At 34.6% G+C, this 16,004-nt stretch carries 22 protein-coding genes; 17 read left to right on the forward strand and 5 right to left on the reverse strand.

What is annotated here, in order from left to right:
- Positions 1-85 precede the first annotated feature (85 nt).
- The 4 genes from ABMA70_RS13130 to mnhG are packed head-to-tail and all read left to right on the forward strand — an operon-like array spanning position 86 to position 2,381.
- A complete protein-coding gene (locus ABMA70_RS13130) occupies positions 86-1,474 on the forward strand; it encodes a complex I subunit 5 family protein (RefSeq protein WP_392992924.1) in 1,389 nt (462 codons plus the stop codon).
- Between the two features lie 12 nt (positions 1,475-1,486).
- The gene (locus tag ABMA70_RS13135) at positions 1,487-1,834 is read left to right on the forward strand and encodes a Na+/H+ antiporter subunit E (protein WP_392992921.1); all 348 of its coding nucleotides are present in this window, start codon (positions 1,487-1,489) and stop codon (positions 1,832-1,834) included.
- Positions 1,831-2,097, forward strand: a complete 267-nt coding sequence (locus tag ABMA70_RS13140; protein WP_103218325.1) for a monovalent cation/H+ antiporter complex subunit F — start codon at positions 1,831-1,833, stop codon at positions 2,095-2,097. Before ABMA70_RS13135 ends, ABMA70_RS13140 begins: the two co-directional genes overlap by 4 nt.
- Positions 2,097-2,381: a monovalent cation/H(+) antiporter subunit G gene (gene mnhG, locus ABMA70_RS13145; protein WP_103218324.1), complete on the forward strand. Its 285-nt coding sequence runs from the start codon at positions 2,097-2,099 to the stop codon at positions 2,379-2,381. The genes ABMA70_RS13140 and mnhG overlap by 1 nt, the downstream gene beginning before the upstream one ends.
- Before the next feature lie 4 nt (positions 2,382-2,385).
- Here mnhG and ABMA70_RS13150 read toward each other — a convergent pair whose 3' ends face one another.
- Complete coding sequence (locus ABMA70_RS13150; RefSeq protein WP_392992917.1) at positions 2,386-3,399, reverse strand: S8 family serine peptidase; 1,014 nt, start codon at positions 3,397-3,399, stop codon at positions 2,386-2,388.
- Positions 3,400-3,593: 194 nt separating this feature from the next.
- On the opposite strand from ABMA70_RS13150, the gene ABMA70_RS13155 reads away from it, so the two are divergent.
- Positions 3,594-4,271: a hypothetical protein gene (locus tag ABMA70_RS13155; protein ID WP_392992914.1), complete on the forward strand. Its 678-nt coding sequence runs from the start codon at positions 3,594-3,596 to the stop codon at positions 4,269-4,271.
- A gap of 80 nt (positions 4,272-4,351) precedes the next feature.
- Here the strand turns inward: ABMA70_RS13155 and ABMA70_RS13160 are convergent, their stop codons facing one another.
- Complete coding sequence (locus ABMA70_RS13160; RefSeq protein WP_103218321.1) at positions 4,352-4,807, reverse strand: hypothetical protein; 456 nt, start codon at positions 4,805-4,807, stop codon at positions 4,352-4,354.
- A 416-nt stretch (positions 4,808-5,223) separates the two neighbouring features.
- Between ABMA70_RS13160 and ABMA70_RS13165 the strand changes: the two genes are divergently transcribed.
- From ABMA70_RS13165 to ABMA70_RS13185, 5 genes are all read left to right on the forward strand, one after another.
- Complete coding sequence (locus ABMA70_RS13165; protein ID WP_103218320.1) at positions 5,224-5,496, forward strand: RNA-binding protein; 273 nt, start codon at positions 5,224-5,226, stop codon at positions 5,494-5,496.
- 59 nt (positions 5,497-5,555) lie between these two features.
- On the forward strand, positions 5,556-5,768 hold the full coding sequence (locus tag ABMA70_RS13170; protein WP_103218319.1) for a hypothetical protein: 213 nt from the start codon (positions 5,556-5,558) through the stop codon (positions 5,766-5,768).
- Positions 5,769-6,179: 411 nt separating this feature from the next.
- The gene (locus tag ABMA70_RS13175; protein ID WP_103218318.1) at positions 6,180-6,449 is read left to right on the forward strand and encodes a PepSY domain-containing protein; all 270 of its coding nucleotides are present in this window, start codon (positions 6,180-6,182) and stop codon (positions 6,447-6,449) included.
- Positions 6,449-6,871 carry a cytochrome b/b6 domain-containing protein gene (locus tag ABMA70_RS13180; protein ID WP_392992909.1) on the forward strand — a complete coding sequence of 141 codons (423 nt, stop codon included), beginning with the start codon at positions 6,449-6,451 and terminating at the stop codon, positions 6,869-6,871. Before ABMA70_RS13175 ends, ABMA70_RS13180 begins: the two co-directional genes overlap by 1 nt.
- A 176-nt stretch (positions 6,872-7,047) precedes the next feature.
- Complete coding sequence (locus ABMA70_RS13185) at positions 7,048-7,548, forward strand: hypothetical protein (RefSeq protein WP_392992906.1); 501 nt, start codon at positions 7,048-7,050, stop codon at positions 7,546-7,548.
- 110 nt (positions 7,549-7,658) lie between these two features.
- Here ABMA70_RS13185 and ABMA70_RS13190 read toward each other — a convergent pair whose 3' ends face one another.
- Positions 7,659-8,126, reverse strand: coding sequence for a DUF2938 domain-containing protein (locus ABMA70_RS13190; protein ID WP_392992903.1), 468 nt, complete (start codon positions 8,124-8,126; stop codon positions 7,659-7,661).
- A 74-nt stretch (positions 8,127-8,200) separates the two neighbouring features.
- Here ABMA70_RS13190 and ABMA70_RS13195 point away from each other — a divergent pair, with 74 nt between their 5' ends.
- Positions 8,201-8,578: a MerR family DNA-binding protein gene (locus ABMA70_RS13195; protein ID WP_392992900.1), complete on the forward strand. Its 378-nt coding sequence runs from the start codon at positions 8,201-8,203 to the stop codon at positions 8,576-8,578.
- 26 nt (positions 8,579-8,604) lie between these two features.
- Here the strand turns inward: ABMA70_RS13195 and ABMA70_RS13200 are convergent, their stop codons facing one another.
- The gene (locus ABMA70_RS13200) at positions 8,605-10,338 is read right to left on the reverse strand and encodes a cystathionine beta-synthase (RefSeq protein ID WP_392992898.1); all 1,734 of its coding nucleotides are present in this window, start codon (positions 10,336-10,338) and stop codon (positions 8,605-8,607) included.
- Positions 10,339-10,470: 132 nt separating this feature from the next.
- On the opposite strand from ABMA70_RS13200, the gene ABMA70_RS13205 reads away from it, so the two are divergent.
- From ABMA70_RS13205 to ABMA70_RS13215, 3 genes are read left to right on the forward strand one after another with little or no spacing between them, the layout of a single operon-like run.
- On the forward strand, positions 10,471-11,634 hold the full coding sequence (locus ABMA70_RS13205) for a lanthionine synthetase C family protein (RefSeq protein ID WP_392992895.1): 1,164 nt from the start codon (positions 10,471-10,473) through the stop codon (positions 11,632-11,634).
- A 14-nt stretch (positions 11,635-11,648) separates the two neighbouring features.
- Positions 11,649-12,287 carry an HD domain-containing protein gene (locus tag ABMA70_RS13210; RefSeq protein ID WP_392992892.1) on the forward strand — a complete coding sequence of 213 codons (639 nt, stop codon included), beginning with the start codon at positions 11,649-11,651 and terminating at the stop codon, positions 12,285-12,287.
- A complete protein-coding gene (locus tag ABMA70_RS13215) occupies positions 12,287-12,997 on the forward strand; it encodes a class I SAM-dependent methyltransferase (RefSeq protein WP_392992889.1) in 711 nt (236 codons plus the stop codon). Before ABMA70_RS13210 ends, ABMA70_RS13215 begins: the two co-directional genes overlap by 1 nt.
- Positions 12,998-13,033: 36 nt before the next feature.
- On the opposite strand, the gene ABMA70_RS13220 is transcribed toward ABMA70_RS13215, so the two are convergent.
- The gene (locus tag ABMA70_RS13220; protein ID WP_392992886.1) at positions 13,034-13,585 is read right to left on the reverse strand and encodes a TetR/AcrR family transcriptional regulator; all 552 of its coding nucleotides are present in this window, start codon (positions 13,583-13,585) and stop codon (positions 13,034-13,036) included.
- Positions 13,586-13,668: 83 nt separating this feature from the next.
- Here ABMA70_RS13220 and ABMA70_RS13225 point away from each other — a divergent pair, with 83 nt between their 5' ends.
- The 3 genes from ABMA70_RS13225 (at position 13,669) to ABMA70_RS13235 (ending at position 16,001) form a co-directional block, all read left to right on the forward strand.
- The gene (locus tag ABMA70_RS13225) at positions 13,669-14,235 is read left to right on the forward strand and encodes an NAD(P)H-dependent oxidoreductase (protein WP_103218309.1); all 567 of its coding nucleotides are present in this window, start codon (positions 13,669-13,671) and stop codon (positions 14,233-14,235) included.
- 92 nt (positions 14,236-14,327) lie between these two features.
- Positions 14,328-15,326, forward strand: a complete 999-nt coding sequence (locus ABMA70_RS13230; RefSeq protein WP_392992883.1) for a hypothetical protein — start codon at positions 14,328-14,330, stop codon at positions 15,324-15,326.
- 18 nt (positions 15,327-15,344) lie between these two features.
- Entirely contained in the window at positions 15,345-16,001 is a 657-nt protein-coding gene (locus tag ABMA70_RS13235) for a hypothetical protein (RefSeq protein WP_103218307.1), read from the forward strand.
- The last annotated feature ends 3 nt before the right edge of the window (positions 16,002-16,004 follow it).

The following is a 16,004-nucleotide window of genomic DNA, read 5'->3' on the forward strand; positions in this document are numbered from 1 at the left end:
GATACATCAGAACTTTTTTATCGTCTTTCTTATACTACCTCTTGTTTCAGCTGCCTTTTCTCTTTTGTTTAAGGAGTCAGACAAATTGATCTTATTCTTTTCAAATTTATTTGCACTTCTATATTTTATAATTTCTGGATTATTCCTTTTTTCATTTAAACAAACATCAACATTTGTAGTAGGAAGCTGGGAAAGTGGAATTGGAATATCTTTAAGTTATGATATTTTTTCAGGAGTTATGATTTTCGTTGTCGGCGCAATATACTTCACTGGTGTGCTTTACGCTTATCCTGGTGTTACTGTTGAGAAAAAAAGCATTTATCATTTCTTGTACAATACACTCTTTCTGGGATTGACTGGTGCCTTTCTTACTCGCGATCTTTTTAATTTATTTGTGTGGTTTGAAATTACGCTAATGAGTAGTTATGTACTTGTTGTCCTTGATTCATCTCGTAAAAGACTTAAAAGCGGTCTTAAGTATATACTCCTAAATTTCATTAGTGGACTTATTTTCTTGATTTCAATTGCACTCATTTATAAGTTTACAAATACATTAGACTTTAAGGTTTTAAGCGAAAGATTGGCACAATTATACGTTAGTGACCCCGGCCTTGTTCGCTCTCTTGCGATCTGTCTCTTTGGTGCTTTTGCAATTAAGTCAGCATTTTTTCCATTATTTTTCTGGCTGCCAGAAAGCTATCCAAAACTTTCAGCTGGACTTAGCGGAGTCTTGGCGGGGCTTCTGACAAAACTTGGCCTCTATGCAATGATTAGAGTCTTCGGTCAGGTTTTTCCTTCTGATCTTCAATTGTTTTGGACAATTCTAATTTTAGCGATTCTTACTCTTCTTGTCGGTGTATGGTTTGCAGTTGTTCAAAACAAATTAAGAGAGATCTTAAGTTATCATATTATTAGTCAGGTTGGTTTTATTGGAGTAGGTGTAAGTTTTTGTCTTCACCCTGATTTGGCAATAAAGAAGCTTGGTTTCTCTTGTTCTCTTTTTTATATCTTTCATCACATTTTAGTTAAAACAAATCTATTCTTCGTTTCTGGCCTGATCAGAAACTTTGCATATACAGAGAAGATCTCTAGGTTAGGTGGACTACTAAAAACATCTCCTGTTATTGCTATTCTCTTTATGATTCCTGCTGCTAGCCTGATTGGAATACCACCATTTTCTGGATTTTGGGCGAAACTTGGTCTCTTTAAAATAGCAACTGAGAGCCGTCTTATTTGGATCATTATTCCCATGATTATAGGAAGCTTCTTTACTTTATATAGTATGGTGAAAATATGGAGTGGAGTGTTTTGGGGTGAGTATCATGAGTTTATTGTGTCTTTTCCAAAGGTCTCTATTATTCGATCATATATCTCCTGTATCTTGCTTTGTATTTTTACTTTAATTATTAGTTTTAACCCACTACTAATTTATGAGCTTGCCCTGGAAGTCGGTAAGATCGGACTAATTTATTAACGAGGTTCTCCTATGAGATTATGGTATATCTTAGAATTTATTATTCTCTATTTATGGGATCTTACTCTAGGTGCTTTTAGAGTAGCTCAAGATGTAGTGACACCTCAGAACTTATCAACTCCAGGAATTATAAAATTTCCACTAGAAGTACAGAGTGATTTTGAAATTGCTTTGTTATCAAATCTCATTACTTTCTCTCCTGGGACCATGGTTATTGATTTAGATGCAGATAAAAAACATCTCTTTATTCACATGATGTTTTTAGAAAATGAAGAGGAGGCCATTAAGGAATTCAAAGAAGTTATTGAGAGTCGTGTTTTAAGAATTCTAAGGGGAGCTTCAAATGGAGGAGTTAAATGAGTGTTCTGCTAATGATCTCTATTGGCCTTGTTGTCTTGACCTTCTTTCTTCTCATTCTAGAAGCAAAAAGAGAAAAGGAAGTCCTTGTTAAGGTCCTTGCTTTTGACTTAATTGGAATCTCTGGTGTTAGCCTTTTTCTAATTCTTTATACATTATACGGAGATCTCTTTTTTTATAATATTGCCTTGTTATTTGCTGTCGTTGGCTTTGTAACAGCATTTGTATTTGCAGTTTATTTATCTGATATGAGTAAGGAGAATTAATGATAAATCTTATCGGTGAAGTTTTAATCTTTTTAGGATCTATCTTTGTTTTCCTTGCTGTCGTGGGATTTATGAAAATGCCGGACTTTTATATGAAGCTTCAGGCCGCAAGTAAGGCCAGTGCATTTGGAGCAGGTTTAATCTTGTTAGGAACAGCAATGATATTTGCTAATCTTAATATCGTAATAACTAACTTCTTTCTTTTTATATTCTTATTGATTACGACACCGATTGCAACACATGCAATGGCCTATGCTTATACTAAGAAAAATGAAACTTCATAATTTGTTATTTAAGTGCCTCATAGGCATCTACAATTCCACCAGATACACTCAGGCCTTCAAGGCTTTTTAGTGGACGACTTGTCTTAATTAGTCGCTCTCTCATTGTCCATCTCGACTTCGGCCCATGTGTTGCCAAAACCATGGCCGCAACTGCTGCAACTAGTGGTGTTGAAAAGCTTGTACCACTCGATGGACCATAGGTATTTGATAGGTGTGTTGTTAGAATTTTATCACCAGGTGCAAAGAGGTGAACTGATTGATCTCCATAATTAGAAGACTTTACTCTATTACCATTCTTATCATTTGAGCCCACGACAATAATATTTGCAAATTCCTCTGCATAAGCACCTGGGTATCGATTCGTCGAGTTTTCAACTCCAACATTTCCAGAAGAGGCAATGACGAGAATCCCTTTGTCATTTAGTTCTCTGAGTACTTTCTTAAATGCCGGTGACGTTACTTTAAGCCTCGCAGAAAAGCTTATAATATCTGCTCCTCTCTCCATTGCGTATCTCATTGCCTCTATAAGGTGTGGAAGCTTATCCTTTCTCTTTGCCATAGGCTCTGGTTTAACGATAGGAATGATCTTTATACCTTTTGCAACGCCCTTGATACCGAGGCCATTGTCATGCTTTGCTGCAATGACGCCTGCTACAGCAGTGCCGTGTTTTGTTTGAAAGTCATAATCTCCTGAAAGATCACCATTTTTCTTATTCGCATTATAACCATAATAATCATCTGTATAGCCGTTATTATCGTCATCAATCCCATTGTTTGGAATTTCCTCTTTATTAATAAGAATACTGTCTTTTAAATCTTCATGATCAATATCAAATCCAGCATCGATAATTGCAATAACGGGTTGATAATTTGACTCGAGAATTTTCCAGGCCTTCTCAATATTTGCACCCTTATTTTTAGCGTTATATTTCAGATGCCACTGATCTTTTTCTAGTGGGTCATTTGCAAGAGCGGTATTTAATGTGAAAAGAGTAAGAAGAATTGAAATTTTCTTCATTGATATTCCTTGTCGCTTCTAAATTGAATTCAGGCCGATTTATAGTATTTTTAATTACTTGGAACAAGCTAGGTGGTAATAATGACACGCTTTGAAAAGTGCATTATCCTAAACATTTTACAATTTGGATGTCTTTAATATTAGATCTGCTATAAAGACAAAACTTTCAAGACATTATTTATTTAGGGATTATTATGAGAAAATTATCACTTTCAATTTTATTGCTAGCTCTTGGTCTTAATACTTATGCAATGGACTACAAGAGATATAAAGGTGGATGTGAATTCACTGCTTCTTACCAAGATATCTTTACTTACGAGACTCTTTTTAAGGATAAGAAACTCTCTTTTCGTAATAATTTCGTATACACTAAAACTAGACTAGGGCCTGTTGAAGTTCTTCACTTAGACAGAGGCTTTACTCCTGAGAATGTGGAGCTTCCTCTTGCTGATTATAAATATTTATATCAACGTTTTGTCTATCAAACTGCTCCAAGTCTATATACATTCTTTGCAGGACTTCCTTTAAGTAACTTTAAAAAACCTTACTCAGAGAGTGAAGGCAAGCAGCTATTAGTTTCTCTTATCAAATCACTTGTTGACGAAGAATATAGTGCTCCTTTGGATGATGTCGATTACTTCGAGTCATATGTTGATTTTGATAAGCTATACGCAAGAGATACAGGGATTGATAATTATAGTTATCTTGTTAATGACAGAAATTTTGTTGGCCTAACAACAGATCATACTAAGCGTAGTGTAACGATTCGCTACCAACTTCACTTCTCGCCAAAAGTTCACAACGGTACATCTTATCACTTATATATGAGATGTTTTGGAGGAGAAGAGATGAAAAGAGTTGTACGACAATAGAAAATAAAGTTATCAAAGAAATTTAGGGAAGCCTTGGTATCAGTACTTAGACTTCCCCAATATGATTAGAATTTATTATTTTATTTACAAAGGTTTTCTAGCTCTCTCAGCGTTCTCTTCGCTGTCTTTGCACTTGATGAGCTTCTGTACCATAGGATGTAGTGAGAACGTTTCTTTGTATCGACATCACCATCTTCATATTTTGTGTACGTAACTTCATTTGAATCGAAATAAATTGCTAGGCCGTAGTAACCATAACCACTGTCTTGTACTTCAGTTCTATATCCGCCATTTCCTAGGTAGATCGTTACTTCTTGTTTTGAAGTCCAGTAATATAACTCTTGTGAGCTTTTAAGTTGAATTACACATACATCAATATCATTCACTGTATTGCTGTAGTTATCGTCATTATTTCTAAAGCCTGTTGGTGTATAATAGTCTAACTGATCGTATAGTTCGTAGAATTGATTATAACTAACTGATGAAAATGAGTTTAAAGAGAATAGTAACGAGAAAATGATAGCTAGTTGTTTCATTAAAAATACCTATGAATTATTGTTAAAATTATTTTTGGTTAACTATCATTCTATTAAAAGTATGTAAATTAATTTTTATTACTTGAGTTATTTTATTATTTTCTAATAATTATCATTTAAGCCTGTGTATTTACACAAAGATTACTCTATTTGCTAATAACGCATTGATAGGCTATACTTATAAAGTCGAGATGTTCTTTATGGCCACGTAGCTGGCAATCACTGAATAATAAATATCTTTTTGACTATAGGATTAATATAAAAATGATCCTAGGTTATTTTCTCTATTAGCAACAGTTTAAATAATTTTATTAATAAAATGTACTTACACAATCTTGTGTAGCAGGGACAGTAGTCTCTTTATACTCTTAGCATGGATCCTATCTTGTTAAGAGCGATTTACCTTGGAGGTAAAAATGAAATCTAATATTTATGTAGGAAATTTATCATACGATATCGAAAATTCTGATCTTGAAAAGCTTTTTGCTGATGTTGGAAACGTTGTAGCAGTAAATGTTATTAGAGACCAAGAGTCAGGCAGAGCAAGAGGGTTTGGATTTGTTGAAATGGAAACAGCAAGTGATGCTGAAAAGGCGATCAGTAACCTTAACGATAAAAACTTTATGGGAAGATCGTTAATTGTGAACATGGCCAAAACTACAAAGAAAAAATCGCACGATCGCTACTAGTTTCTGAATAAATCGGGCGTCATTTTATGGCGCCTTTACAATTTTACTAGGAGAAACTTATGATTATAGATTTTGAAAAACATATTGAAAATAAAACTGAAGTATATTCTCACGAATTTGGAGTAGGTAAAGTTATAAGTATATTTAAGCTATATGATGGAGTGTTTGATTATTTTGAGGTTCAATTCGAGAGAAATAATTTCAAAAAATTCTTTATTATGAGAGCAAGTGAAGAGATACGTATTTACTCTAATTCAATCATTTTGTTATAAGCATCTTTATTATACAAGAAGCTAATGTGATTTATCATTAGCTTAAAATATCTTAATTTTTTTCTCCAGAATTCATTTATGAACCTTGACTGTATAAAATTATCACTTTAAAATTTTTATAGTTAGGGAGTAGTCAGTTGCCACCCAAAAAGGCAAAAGTTACGTCGACATAATGGGGAAACCCCGGTGTAACTGCAAGAAATTATCTTGTTGACGAGACTAGCACTAGTAATTAATTGTAATTGCTGTGTTGTCTCGTACCCATCTATAGGACTCACTGCAATTCATGTAGTGAGGATAAAATTCAAAAATTTAAATTCAATTTAATCCGAAAACGTCTTCTATATGCCGATATATTATTGGTTTATATAGTTATGTTTTCATTAATATCAATCTAGAAAGGAGTATTAGATGAAAAAATTATTACTATTAGCAACAGTTGGTTTAACTCTTGTTTCATGCTCGTCAAAGAAAACTCAGTGTACAACTGAAGATAAGAGTAAATGGCAAAATGAAGAAGATTTTCAAGCAAAGTTAGTTGCCGAAGGTTACAAAATTAATAAATTTAAAGTAACCGAGGGAAATTGCTACGAGATTTACGGATGGGATAAAGAGCAAAATAAAGTTGAAATTTATTTTAGTCCAATTGATGGATCGATCGTTAAGAAAGAGATGCATTAATGGGTGAGATAAGACTCCCACTTATTTTTAGAGTCTTACATTGGGGGGTGGCCATTGCGGTCATCCTCAATGCTTTTATTCTTGAAGAAGGTAAGCAAGCTCACCGTTATCTCGGCTACATTGCGGTCTCATTCGTCTTGCTAAGATTATTAATTCATAAGAAGAATCCAATCACTCATTATAATCCAAAGGCCAAGTATGTTTATTGGCTGATGTGGACAGCAATCATAGGATTGTCCACGACGGGATTTCTAATGGGACTTGATCGATTCTTTGGAAATGACTTATTAGAGGATATTCACGAAGTATTTTCTAATATTCTTATTTTCCTGTCTCTACTTCATTTAGGGGGAGTATTTTTTGATGCTTACAAGATGAAGAGAAGAACATGGATGGTTATGATAAGTGGGGAAAAAGAGTAGTAGGTAGCATTAAGTTTTAAAAACTTAGTGCTACTTTTTTTAATTTTCTCTTATACTTCATTGAAATCATAATCTCTAGGTATAAAATAATCTTATTGCAGTGATTAATAATAATCATTTTATTTATTTTAATATGAATTATAGATTCTCTCTAGAACCTAACCAAGGAGAGAGAGATGAAGAAGTTATTATTAGGTCTATTAATTGCAGCAACTACTCAAGCAGGCGTTATTCATAGTGACCTTGATTGTCGCGACTCGAGTTTCGCTTATAATAAGATGTCAGTTCTTGAAACTGAAAATAGTCTAAATATTAGTCTAACAGGTGCAACAGTCTTTAAGCTTTTTAATCACTGGGAAGCTCGTGCTCTTACAAGCTTTAACCTAGATAAGTCTAAATGTCGTTTCAGTGAAGATAGGCTTCTAATCAGTTGTCGAAATATTGAGAATATTACTGTTACACGTACTAATCCACTATTTGGCCAACCTCATGAAACAGATAAGGTTGAAGTCGTTAATCTAAAAAATTTAATGTTTGAAGTTCGCTTTGAAGAACGTGCAAATTACTCTCGATTTGTACTGGAAACACAATACGTAATTGAAGGCTCTGAAGAGGTTACTAGTAACAAAGTTAGTTTCTCTGGTGCTCGAGAAGTTGGTTGTGAAAGAGAATTTTAATACATTCGCACCTATTCTAAGTAATAATTAAACTAGGATAGGTGCGAAATTCGTTCTGTTGAAAAAATCCTGAAAGTGTGTCTGCTCTTGCTTTTAAGCTTCCTAAATTTTTAAAGAGATAAAGTAAGTCCTGCTAAGTATAAACCTACTCCATATGAGGTATGTGCCATAATGCTCTTTACTCGTGTCTGAAAAGGAGCCGGGGTTAGAGATGCTGCGACACCAAATCCAAATGCTGGTTGCATGATATAAAAAGGTGCCAGTAATGTAATTAAACCAACGATAAGAGCAGGAATTAATTGAGGGGCAAGAAGCCAATCACTTCCGAAAATTATAATTAAGACAATTGCAAAAAATATTCCGATTAAATAGTGAATACTCCAGCCAATGAGTGATTCATTTGGAGCAGGCTTTGTTTGAATAATTGTTTGGTGGAAAAAAGTACCTTGGGTTATATAATATGCCCAACGGCCAACGAGCTTGTAATCAAGTCCTTTAATATTAAAGGTAATTTTCATCATATATGCCCATAAATCCATAAATAAAGTAGCGAGAATTCCTAGTATTATAATTTTCATAAAATATTCCTTTGTTATATTCACTCTACAAGTTAAAGTTAACTTCAAGTCAAGTAGTGTTATCAAGGATTAATATGGATATAAGTGAATTATCAAAAGTTACATCTCTTGCTTCATCTAAGATTCGTTATTACGAGAAGATTGGTCTAATAAAGTCGATAGGTAGGCATGGCCTAAAGCGAGTGTTTCCAAAGGGTGTTATTCATAATCTCTCATTTATTTCATTGGCACAATCTTGTGGCCTAAGTCTAGAGGAGATTTCCTCAATGCTTACAGCTAACGGAAAGTTTAAAGTTAGACGATCACTTTTTACAAAGAAGATTAATGAAATTGATGAGCAGATTGAAAAACTAAAGAAAATGAAGAATAGCCTAGAACACTTGAATAATTGTAAGGAAAAAGATCATTTTGAGTGTGCAAATTTTCAAAAGTTATTAAAGGATGCCTTATAGGAGAAGTACGCGCTAGGCGCGTACTATTAGTAAGCTTCTTTTACAAATCTCTTAAAGACTTCCTGGTGTTTTTTTAGATCAAAGTCAGCAGCAACAGAGACGCGAACGATATAGTCTTTGTCGCTCTCTTTTGTCGTCCCTTGAGTTGAGGTTGCAGGAACTGTCCAGTAACAGCCTTTTAGTTGGCCGTAGCTTACACAATGCTTACTTTCTTCAGGGATTGCTTCAATCATCATTCGGATAAGTTTGTGGTTAAGTTCACGTTTATGCTCTTCACTAGTCGCTGGAAGGTCTAGTGAGAAAACAGAAGGAGTAAAAGTTGCATCTGCAAGTTCATGCGAAACAAAATTGATCTTTGCCTTTGGAAGATGTTTCTGAATATAGTCAACAAGCCCACGTGTATTTGCGTAGGCCTTAGCGATTCTTTCATTCATACCTGGCATTTCACGAGTTAAAATTTGAAGTTGTAGATTAGTTGCTACGTTATCACAAAGTTTCAGATGATTTTCAATATAGCTCATATACTCAGCAGCACTATCACTTGCAACTGCATAGCCTGCAGTACAAAGGCCACCACTTGGAAATTTTGATCCACTTACATATGAAATAACTTTCACGTCATTTAGGTAGCCGTGATCCCCAAAGAATTTTACATTTGGGCAAAAAGTTTGATCGAGATTGAAAACTGCACCAACTGCAGTTGCTCCATCATCAGTAAATCTTGGCTTCTTAAGAGTTTCACGCAGTTTAATTAAGTCTGGGATTTCAACACGTGGGTTAGTTGGAATCTCACCAATAATATATGGAACACCATCCGCATGAGCAACGTCTGTTAGAATACGCTCAAGTTCTGTTACCATATCTTTTCCACTATCAACTGGAAGGTCAATAATTTCGACGTTATCAATACAAGCAGCTACACGTCTTGCTTGGTCATTTGTTCCACCGTAACAATTCGGCGGTACAATGAACTTAATATCTTTTCCAGGATGGTTTACATTAGCAAAGTGCACTTGTCCCATCATGATTGCATATTGTGCGGATAGACCGCAGTTACTAAATGCAACTTGTGTCTTAGAGTTTGTGATATCCTGAATTGTTTTTGTTAGCTCTGTTGTATCAACAGTATTCATCTCACTTGGACTTTCTCCAAGCATTGCCTTAATAACTGTAAGACAGTTTTGCGGAGTCATGGCAATCGATTCACGACGTCTTACGTGTTGAATCTCTTTAATATATGCTTCATCATTACTATTTACAGTTATGATACTTCCTAGCTTTGGATAACGAGCAACATTGATATCAGCTTTTTCACTTCCATCGATTACAATTGTAGTTCCATCAAAATCCTTATCCATTTGTTGTGATTGAATAAAGTCGTACTGATAAACTAATTGAAATAATTCTGATAATGGCCTTTCACTAACGATTAGAGTGCGCTTTCCTAGAAACTTATTTGCGCGAAGAACGGCGAGGATTGGCATTATTTCAGATGAAAATGAAATAACACTTTCAGCATTTAGTCCCGCTTCTTTTGCAATGGCCCACTCAAGAACACATGAAAGTGGATGACCAAGACGAATATAATCATATGCAGTTGGAAGTTCTTCTAGCTCAACTCCAGCTTCTAATTTTTGAAGAAATTCAACTTTGGCAAGTGACTCATTATAGATATCAAGTCTGTGTGTCGTTAAGCGCAGCCAGTCTGTCGGCATATTATTTACGATTTGCGTTAGTCTTTCTTTTATATTTGTGTCCATATGGAACTCCGTAATTGATTCAATATTTAGTGAGATTCTACGATATAAAATATCAGATGTCGGCCTTTGGCAGAGGATTTTTTTTGAACACAATGTTAAAATTATCCTAATAATACAGTGATAGGGATAATTATGTTGTTTGAACCAATAAAGCACGAAACTTTGATCGATGCTGGATGGAATTTAGAGAAAGTAAACGAAGTTATTGAGTTAATCTTTAATGACACTCTGAGAAATTTTGATGCTAAAAAGTATTGGATTGCAGACAAGAATGAAGATGCGCAAATCGAAAGTAATAAGACGATTTATTATGGCGCTGCAGGTACTGTTTGGGCGTTGAATAAAGTTTCAAAATTTCTTAATCGTGACCTCCCTTTCAATAAAGTAGAATTATTAAATCAAATTCATGAGGACTATCTTCGTCGCCCAGATACTAAAAATGTAGTTCCTTCTCTTTTTCTTGGAGAAGTCGGGATTCTTCTCGTTCAAAACCAGTTTTCTCCTGCAAAAGTAACTCAAGATAAAATATTTGAGTTAGTTGAGTCTAATATCGAAAATGCAACCATTGAGGCCCTATGGGGTGCTCCTGGAACTATGCTTGCAGCTTCTTTTCTTTATCGAGAAACAAAAGAAGAGCGTTGGGCGAAACTCTTCCTAAAAAATGTCGATTTTTTAATTAAAAAACTGAAAGAAGAAGAGGCCAAAGGTGAGCTTGTTTGGGAACAAGATATGTATGGCAAGAAGGTTCGCTATATTGGAGCAGGTCACGGCTACTTTGGAAATATTTTTGGAATCTTAAAAGAGATTAATCTTCTCTCTCAAGGTGATAGGGATTATCTCCTTGCTCACGTTAAAAAAGTTATGAAAGCTGTTAGCAAGGAAGAAGGTGAGATGATGAATTATGAAGTTGTCTATCCACCAATGCCGCAAATAAAGCAGTTAACACAATGGTGTCATGGAGCTCCTGGGGTAGTAACTTCACTTGTAAATTATCCTGGCGATGAATTTGTTGATGATTGCCTTTTAAAATCAGCTGAGGTTATCTGGCAAGCTGGGCCACTTAATAAAGGGGTTTCTCTTTGTCATGGAACAGATGGAAATGGTTATGCTTTCTTACAACTCTATAAAAGAACTGGTGATAAGAAATGGCTTGATCGCGCTCGTTCATTTGCCATGCATGCACTAACTCAAAGAAATGGCCGTGCTACTCTTTTTACAGGAGAGATGGGACTTGCTCTTTATCTTATCGATTGTATCAAAGAGGGAAGTGATTTTCCGTTTCTCGATAGTATTTGATGGGAGAGTCTTAGATGTTTAAAAAAGAATTGCTAGATAAGATTAGGTCATACTATGACCACGATGATCCGAGTCACGACTGGTCTCATGTTATTAGAGTTGCAAATTTATGTGAAAAACTTTCTCATGGCCAGGAAGTCAATTTAAGAGTCTTAAATACTTCGGCCTATTTACACGATATTATTAATATTCCTAAAAATAGTGAACATCGTAGTAAGGCCAGCGCTCTTGCTGCACAAAAGGCTAAGTCCTTACTTAGTGAATATAATTATACTGATAATGAAGTAGAGCATATTGCACAAGTTATCTTAGAGCATTCTTATAGTGCCAACTTAAAGGCCAGCTCTATAGAGTCTGAAATCTTACAAGATGCGGACAAGCTCGATGCAATGGGTGCAATCGGAGTGATGAGATGGGCCAGTTGTGGAACTAAGATGAAATCTAAGTATTATCATCTTGATGATCCATGGGCTCAAGAGCGCACTTTAGATGATAAGAGCTATTCTCTAGATCATTTTGAAAAAAAGTTATTAAAACTAAATGATCGTCTTAACACGCAAGCAGGAAAAGAAGAAGGAATGAGAAGGCTTGCTTTCTTTCATGCCTTCTTAGATCAACTTAAAACAGAAATAACATATAAAAGGAATAATTAATGAGTGATTTAAATAAAGGGTTTCACGACTCCCCAAACATTCATGATAATAGTGGTGTATACGAAATTGAAAATATTGCTTGTGACCCAGAAAATAAAATAGAAAAGTTCATGGAGAGTAGCTTCGACCTTGAAGGAAAGAATATTCTCGACATTGGTTGCGGGACAGCTTTCCATTTACCACACTTTGCAAAATATGCAGGACATGTCTTTGGTGTTGAGCCATTTGATGTTAACCGAGTCAAAGGCATGAAGAGGATTTGTGACTTGGGCCTAGAGAATGTGTCTTTATTAAAGGGAACTGCAGAGGCCTTACCTCTAAGTAATGACCTTATTGATTTTGCTTATGCACGCTTTGCTTATTTTTGGGGAGAGGGGTGTGAACCAGGACTTGATGAAGTGTTTCGTGTGCTAAGGCCAGGTGGGACCTTTCTTATGATTGATAATAATCTTGAGCGTGGAAGCTTTGGTGGTTGGGTTAAAAAAAGTTTTAACTTTAGTGACACTCACCAAGAAGAGATTGATAAGTTTTGGTTTGATCGCGGCTTTAAGCTTGAAGTTATTGACTCAAATTGGAGCTTTAAGTCTCGTGAAGATTTTGAAAGTGTTATTGCAATTGAATTTCCTGAAAATATTGCGAAAGAAATTCTAGAAGTACACAAAGGTACATCAATCGATTACACATTCAACTTATATTATAAAACGAAATAAAATTTGCGCTCCATGAATCCATTCTCATGGAGCTAATTAAATTATATCTTTTAGGATCTTATCAATTTCCTTTTCAGAAAATTCTGCACAATTATCAATGATAAGAAACGAAACGCCGTGGATACAGGCGAGTATTTTCTTTATTTTATAATCATCTTTCTTAAGCGATGTCTTTGTATCGATTGATTCCAAAAGGTATGCATAGAGTTGATCTGTGATGCTTTCAACTTCTTGAAACTCATCCATTGAACAAATTTTCTTAAAATAAATGGCCCTAAAGTGTCCCTCGTTTTCTTTTGCAAAATTAATATAAGCTTTACAGTATTTCAAAAGGCCAGGGGACTTTGAGTTTGAAATAAAATCAAACTCTTCTTTAAGAAGACTTACTCCTTGAAGAGCAAGTTTCACTGCAATTTCATTTCTTGATTTGAAGTGCTTATAAATAGCAGCAGGAGATACTTTGCAAGCATTGCTAATATCTCTGATTGAGAAATCGACACTTCCATTCTCTGCAATGATTTGACTTGCATTTAATAGGATTGATTCTTTAAGTGCGCCATGATGATAAGTATCCGTTTTTTTTCTCATTTCTTCATTTTGCCTTCTTTTTTCTTGAAAGTAAACAAGTGTTAACTTATATTAAGTAAACATTTGTTAACATTGAGGCGCATATGAAAAATATATTAGTTATCCAAGGTCATTCTGATTCAACATCTCTTACATACTCTCTTGCTAAGTCTTATCTTGAGGCACAGGAGGCCAAGGGAAATCGTGTGAGCTTAATTGATCTATCTGAAATTGAATTCAATCCTATTTTAGACAAAGGATATAAAGAAATTGTTCCTCTTGAAGATGTGCTTATTTCTGCACAGGCATCAATACAAGAAGCCAGTCATATCGCTATCTTCTACCCAACATGGTGGGGGAGTCTACCTTCCAAATTAAAGGGTTTCTTTGATCGTGTTTTCTTGCCAGGATTTGCCTTTAAGTTTGAGCCAGGGCAGAGCTTTCAAACAAAACTTCTGAGTGGTAAGACTGCGACAATTGTTACGACAATGGATACGCCACCATTTTACTACAAGTATGTTCAAGGGAATTTAGGGCCAAAGCTGCTTAAAAGTTTAATTCTTAGCTTTTCAGGGATAAAAACTAAGAGAACGGTTTTGGTAGGGCCTGTACGCAATTTCGATGAAAACAAGACGAGGTCTTGGATAGAGAAAATGAAGTATATTGATTAATCATTATTCACCCTGTGTAAATAATCATGTAACACACAAACTAAAATTTATTCATGCTAACTTTAAGCAATAGTAAACTATTAGGAGTTAGAATGAAGCATTTTTTCGTTTTATCATTAGTCTTACCTTCACTTTTAATTGCATGTAAAGATAAGACAAATAGTCGTATAAATCATGAAAGTAACTCTACAGAAGTCTCTTCTGTTGCGAATAAAAGCAAATTCAATTTGGAAAATATTGATATTTTGAAGCGAGTAAAATACGAAGATGTATCGATATCTTACAGTCCTGTAAATCTAGTTAGTGAATTTAGCGAGGGCAATATAATTTTAAAGAATCGTGATACATCCAAGGTTGTTGCACAGTTAAGTGTTTCTGATTTATCTAATATTGAAGAACTAGATATCTCTGGGACTAATCCAGTCTTTAGAAAAAAAGGCTCTAACAAAGAACTTATTCTTGAAGTATTCGATGTAATTGAAGCTGAAAGTATTCTTCGTCATAGCTTTTATGACAGTACACCGAATTCAAAATCATTAGAAAATGGGACAATCATCTTGAAGAGAAGGGATGATAGTGAAAACCTTAAAAACTATGTTGCTCATATTTCAGATGCACCTATTCAGTATCTCGCTGCACGCCGAGTCGGAAATCTCGATCAAAATGGAACCTATGAGTTTTGGTTTGATAATGAATTGAAGATGGTTAGAGAAGTTTCAAGTGACAATATTTCTAGAAAAGAATTTGAAATCATTGAGTCTATTAATATTGATAATGCTCTTAGTGAAAACTTTAAAATCGATTTTAATATTGAAGAATTAGACAAGGATTATAATAAAATTTCGTTTAAAGTAATTAACGAAACTGATAAAGGGGCCTTTGTTACATCAAACCCTATTACAGGATTAAGCCACAAGTGCGTTGAGATGAATTATAAAACCGGCATGATTTCAAAGAGAATCGAAAATGGCGTTTTATATACAATGGCCTTTAAAAAAGGCCTGCACCCAGAGTGTCTAACAAGTAAACATGAAGATAAATCAATATACATTTTTGATAAAGACCTTAACTATATCAAAGTTAAATACTAGTAATTCCAGGAGTTTAGAATGAGAACAACAATAGTAATTGGCATACTACTTGCTTTGTTTAGTAATAACAGCTTTGCCCAAAATTATTGTGATATAAGCCTAAAACAGATGGATGAATTTCTATCAAATAATTCTGGTTTTGCTCCATTTATAGAATATAGCTGCTTAGAAGGTAACCCAAAATATGTAAAGAGTGCTTTATCGATCTTTGCTCAAAACCTTCAAAAGCAATTTGATAAGTTAGAAAATCTTGAAAAGAGTGCGAAAGATTTTAAAAAATCAAAAATGAAGGAAGCTAAAGAAATTGAAGATATGATGATCATTGATATTGGAAATAACGTCTTTCAAAATAAGAAAAACTTCTATTTCCAAAAGCTAATCAATATTAGCCAAGATATTGCAGTAAAGGAAAGAAACTTCATTAATGAAATTGATAATATGCGAGCAACGGGAGCATTACTTGAAAAATTTGTTCCACACCTAGAAGGTGATGTTGAATTGGTTAAAGCTAAATTCGGATATGACAGCATTGATGAAGTAAAGGAATTGAAAGAGTATCTATTTGACTACGGACAAGACTTAAGAGACACGCCACTTGAAATACAAATGGCACTAGACCAACTAAAGGAAACGCAAAAGCATTTGACGCCAGTATGGGAAAATTTAAAACTATAACTA

Source organism: Halobacteriovorax sp. XZX-3, from assembly GCF_043196495.1.
In the GTDB taxonomy this organism is placed as follows: Bacteria; Bdellovibrionota; Bacteriovoracia; order Bacteriovoracales; family Bacteriovoracaceae; genus Halobacteriovorax_A.

What these genes read in the sequence shown, in the direction of transcription:
- ABMA70_RS13135 (WP_392992921.1), top strand. Translation starts at nt 1,487, where the DNA reads ATGAGATTATGGTATATCTTAGAATTTATTATTCTCTATTTATGGGAT.
- ABMA70_RS13140 (WP_103218325.1), top strand. Translation starts at nt 1,831, where the DNA reads ATGAGTGTTCTGCTAATGATCTCTATTGGCCTTGTTGTCTTGACCTTC.
- mnhG (WP_103218324.1), top strand. Translation starts at nt 2,097, where the DNA reads ATGATAAATCTTATCGGTGAAGTTTTAATCTTTTTAGGATCTATCTTT.
- ABMA70_RS13150 (WP_392992917.1), bottom strand. Translation starts at nt 3,399, where the DNA reads ATGAAGAAAATTTCAATTCTTCTTACTCTTTTCACATTAAATACCGCT.
- ABMA70_RS13155 (WP_392992914.1), top strand. Translation starts at nt 3,594, where the DNA reads ATGAGAAAATTATCACTTTCAATTTTATTGCTAGCTCTTGGTCTTAAT.
- ABMA70_RS13160 (WP_103218321.1), bottom strand. Translation starts at nt 4,807, where the DNA reads ATGAAACAACTAGCTATCATTTTCTCGTTACTATTCTCTTTAAACTCA.
- ABMA70_RS13165 (WP_103218320.1), top strand. Translation starts at nt 5,224, where the DNA reads ATGAAATCTAATATTTATGTAGGAAATTTATCATACGATATCGAAAAT.
- ABMA70_RS13170 (WP_103218319.1), top strand. Translation starts at nt 5,556, where the DNA reads ATGATTATAGATTTTGAAAAACATATTGAAAATAAAACTGAAGTATAT.
- ABMA70_RS13175 (WP_103218318.1), top strand. Translation starts at nt 6,180, where the DNA reads ATGAAAAAATTATTACTATTAGCAACAGTTGGTTTAACTCTTGTTTCA.
- ABMA70_RS13180 (WP_392992909.1), top strand. Translation starts at nt 6,449, where the DNA reads ATGGGTGAGATAAGACTCCCACTTATTTTTAGAGTCTTACATTGGGGG.
- ABMA70_RS13185 (WP_392992906.1), top strand. Translation starts at nt 7,048, where the DNA reads ATGAAGAAGTTATTATTAGGTCTATTAATTGCAGCAACTACTCAAGCA.
- ABMA70_RS13190 (WP_392992903.1), bottom strand. Translation starts at nt 8,126, where the DNA reads ATGAAAATTATAATACTAGGAATTCTCGCTACTTTATTTATGGATTTA.
- ABMA70_RS13195 (WP_392992900.1), top strand. Translation starts at nt 8,201, where the DNA reads ATGGATATAAGTGAATTATCAAAAGTTACATCTCTTGCTTCATCTAAG.
- ABMA70_RS13200 (WP_392992898.1), bottom strand. Translation starts at nt 10,338, where the DNA reads ATGGACACAAATATAAAAGAAAGACTAACGCAAATCGTAAATAATATG.
- ABMA70_RS13205 (WP_392992895.1), top strand. Translation starts at nt 10,471, where the DNA reads ATGTTGTTTGAACCAATAAAGCACGAAACTTTGATCGATGCTGGATGG.
- ABMA70_RS13210 (WP_392992892.1), top strand. Translation starts at nt 11,649, where the DNA reads ATGTTTAAAAAAGAATTGCTAGATAAGATTAGGTCATACTATGACCAC.
- ABMA70_RS13215 (WP_392992889.1), top strand. Translation starts at nt 12,287, where the DNA reads ATGAGTGATTTAAATAAAGGGTTTCACGACTCCCCAAACATTCATGAT.
- ABMA70_RS13220 (WP_392992886.1), bottom strand. Translation starts at nt 13,585, where the DNA reads ATGAGAAAAAAAACGGATACTTATCATCATGGCGCACTTAAAGAATCA.
- ABMA70_RS13225 (WP_103218309.1), top strand. Translation starts at nt 13,669, where the DNA reads ATGAAAAATATATTAGTTATCCAAGGTCATTCTGATTCAACATCTCTT.
- ABMA70_RS13230 (WP_392992883.1), top strand. Translation starts at nt 14,328, where the DNA reads ATGAAGCATTTTTTCGTTTTATCATTAGTCTTACCTTCACTTTTAATT.
- ABMA70_RS13235 (WP_103218307.1), top strand. Translation starts at nt 15,345, where the DNA reads ATGAGAACAACAATAGTAATTGGCATACTACTTGCTTTGTTTAGTAAT.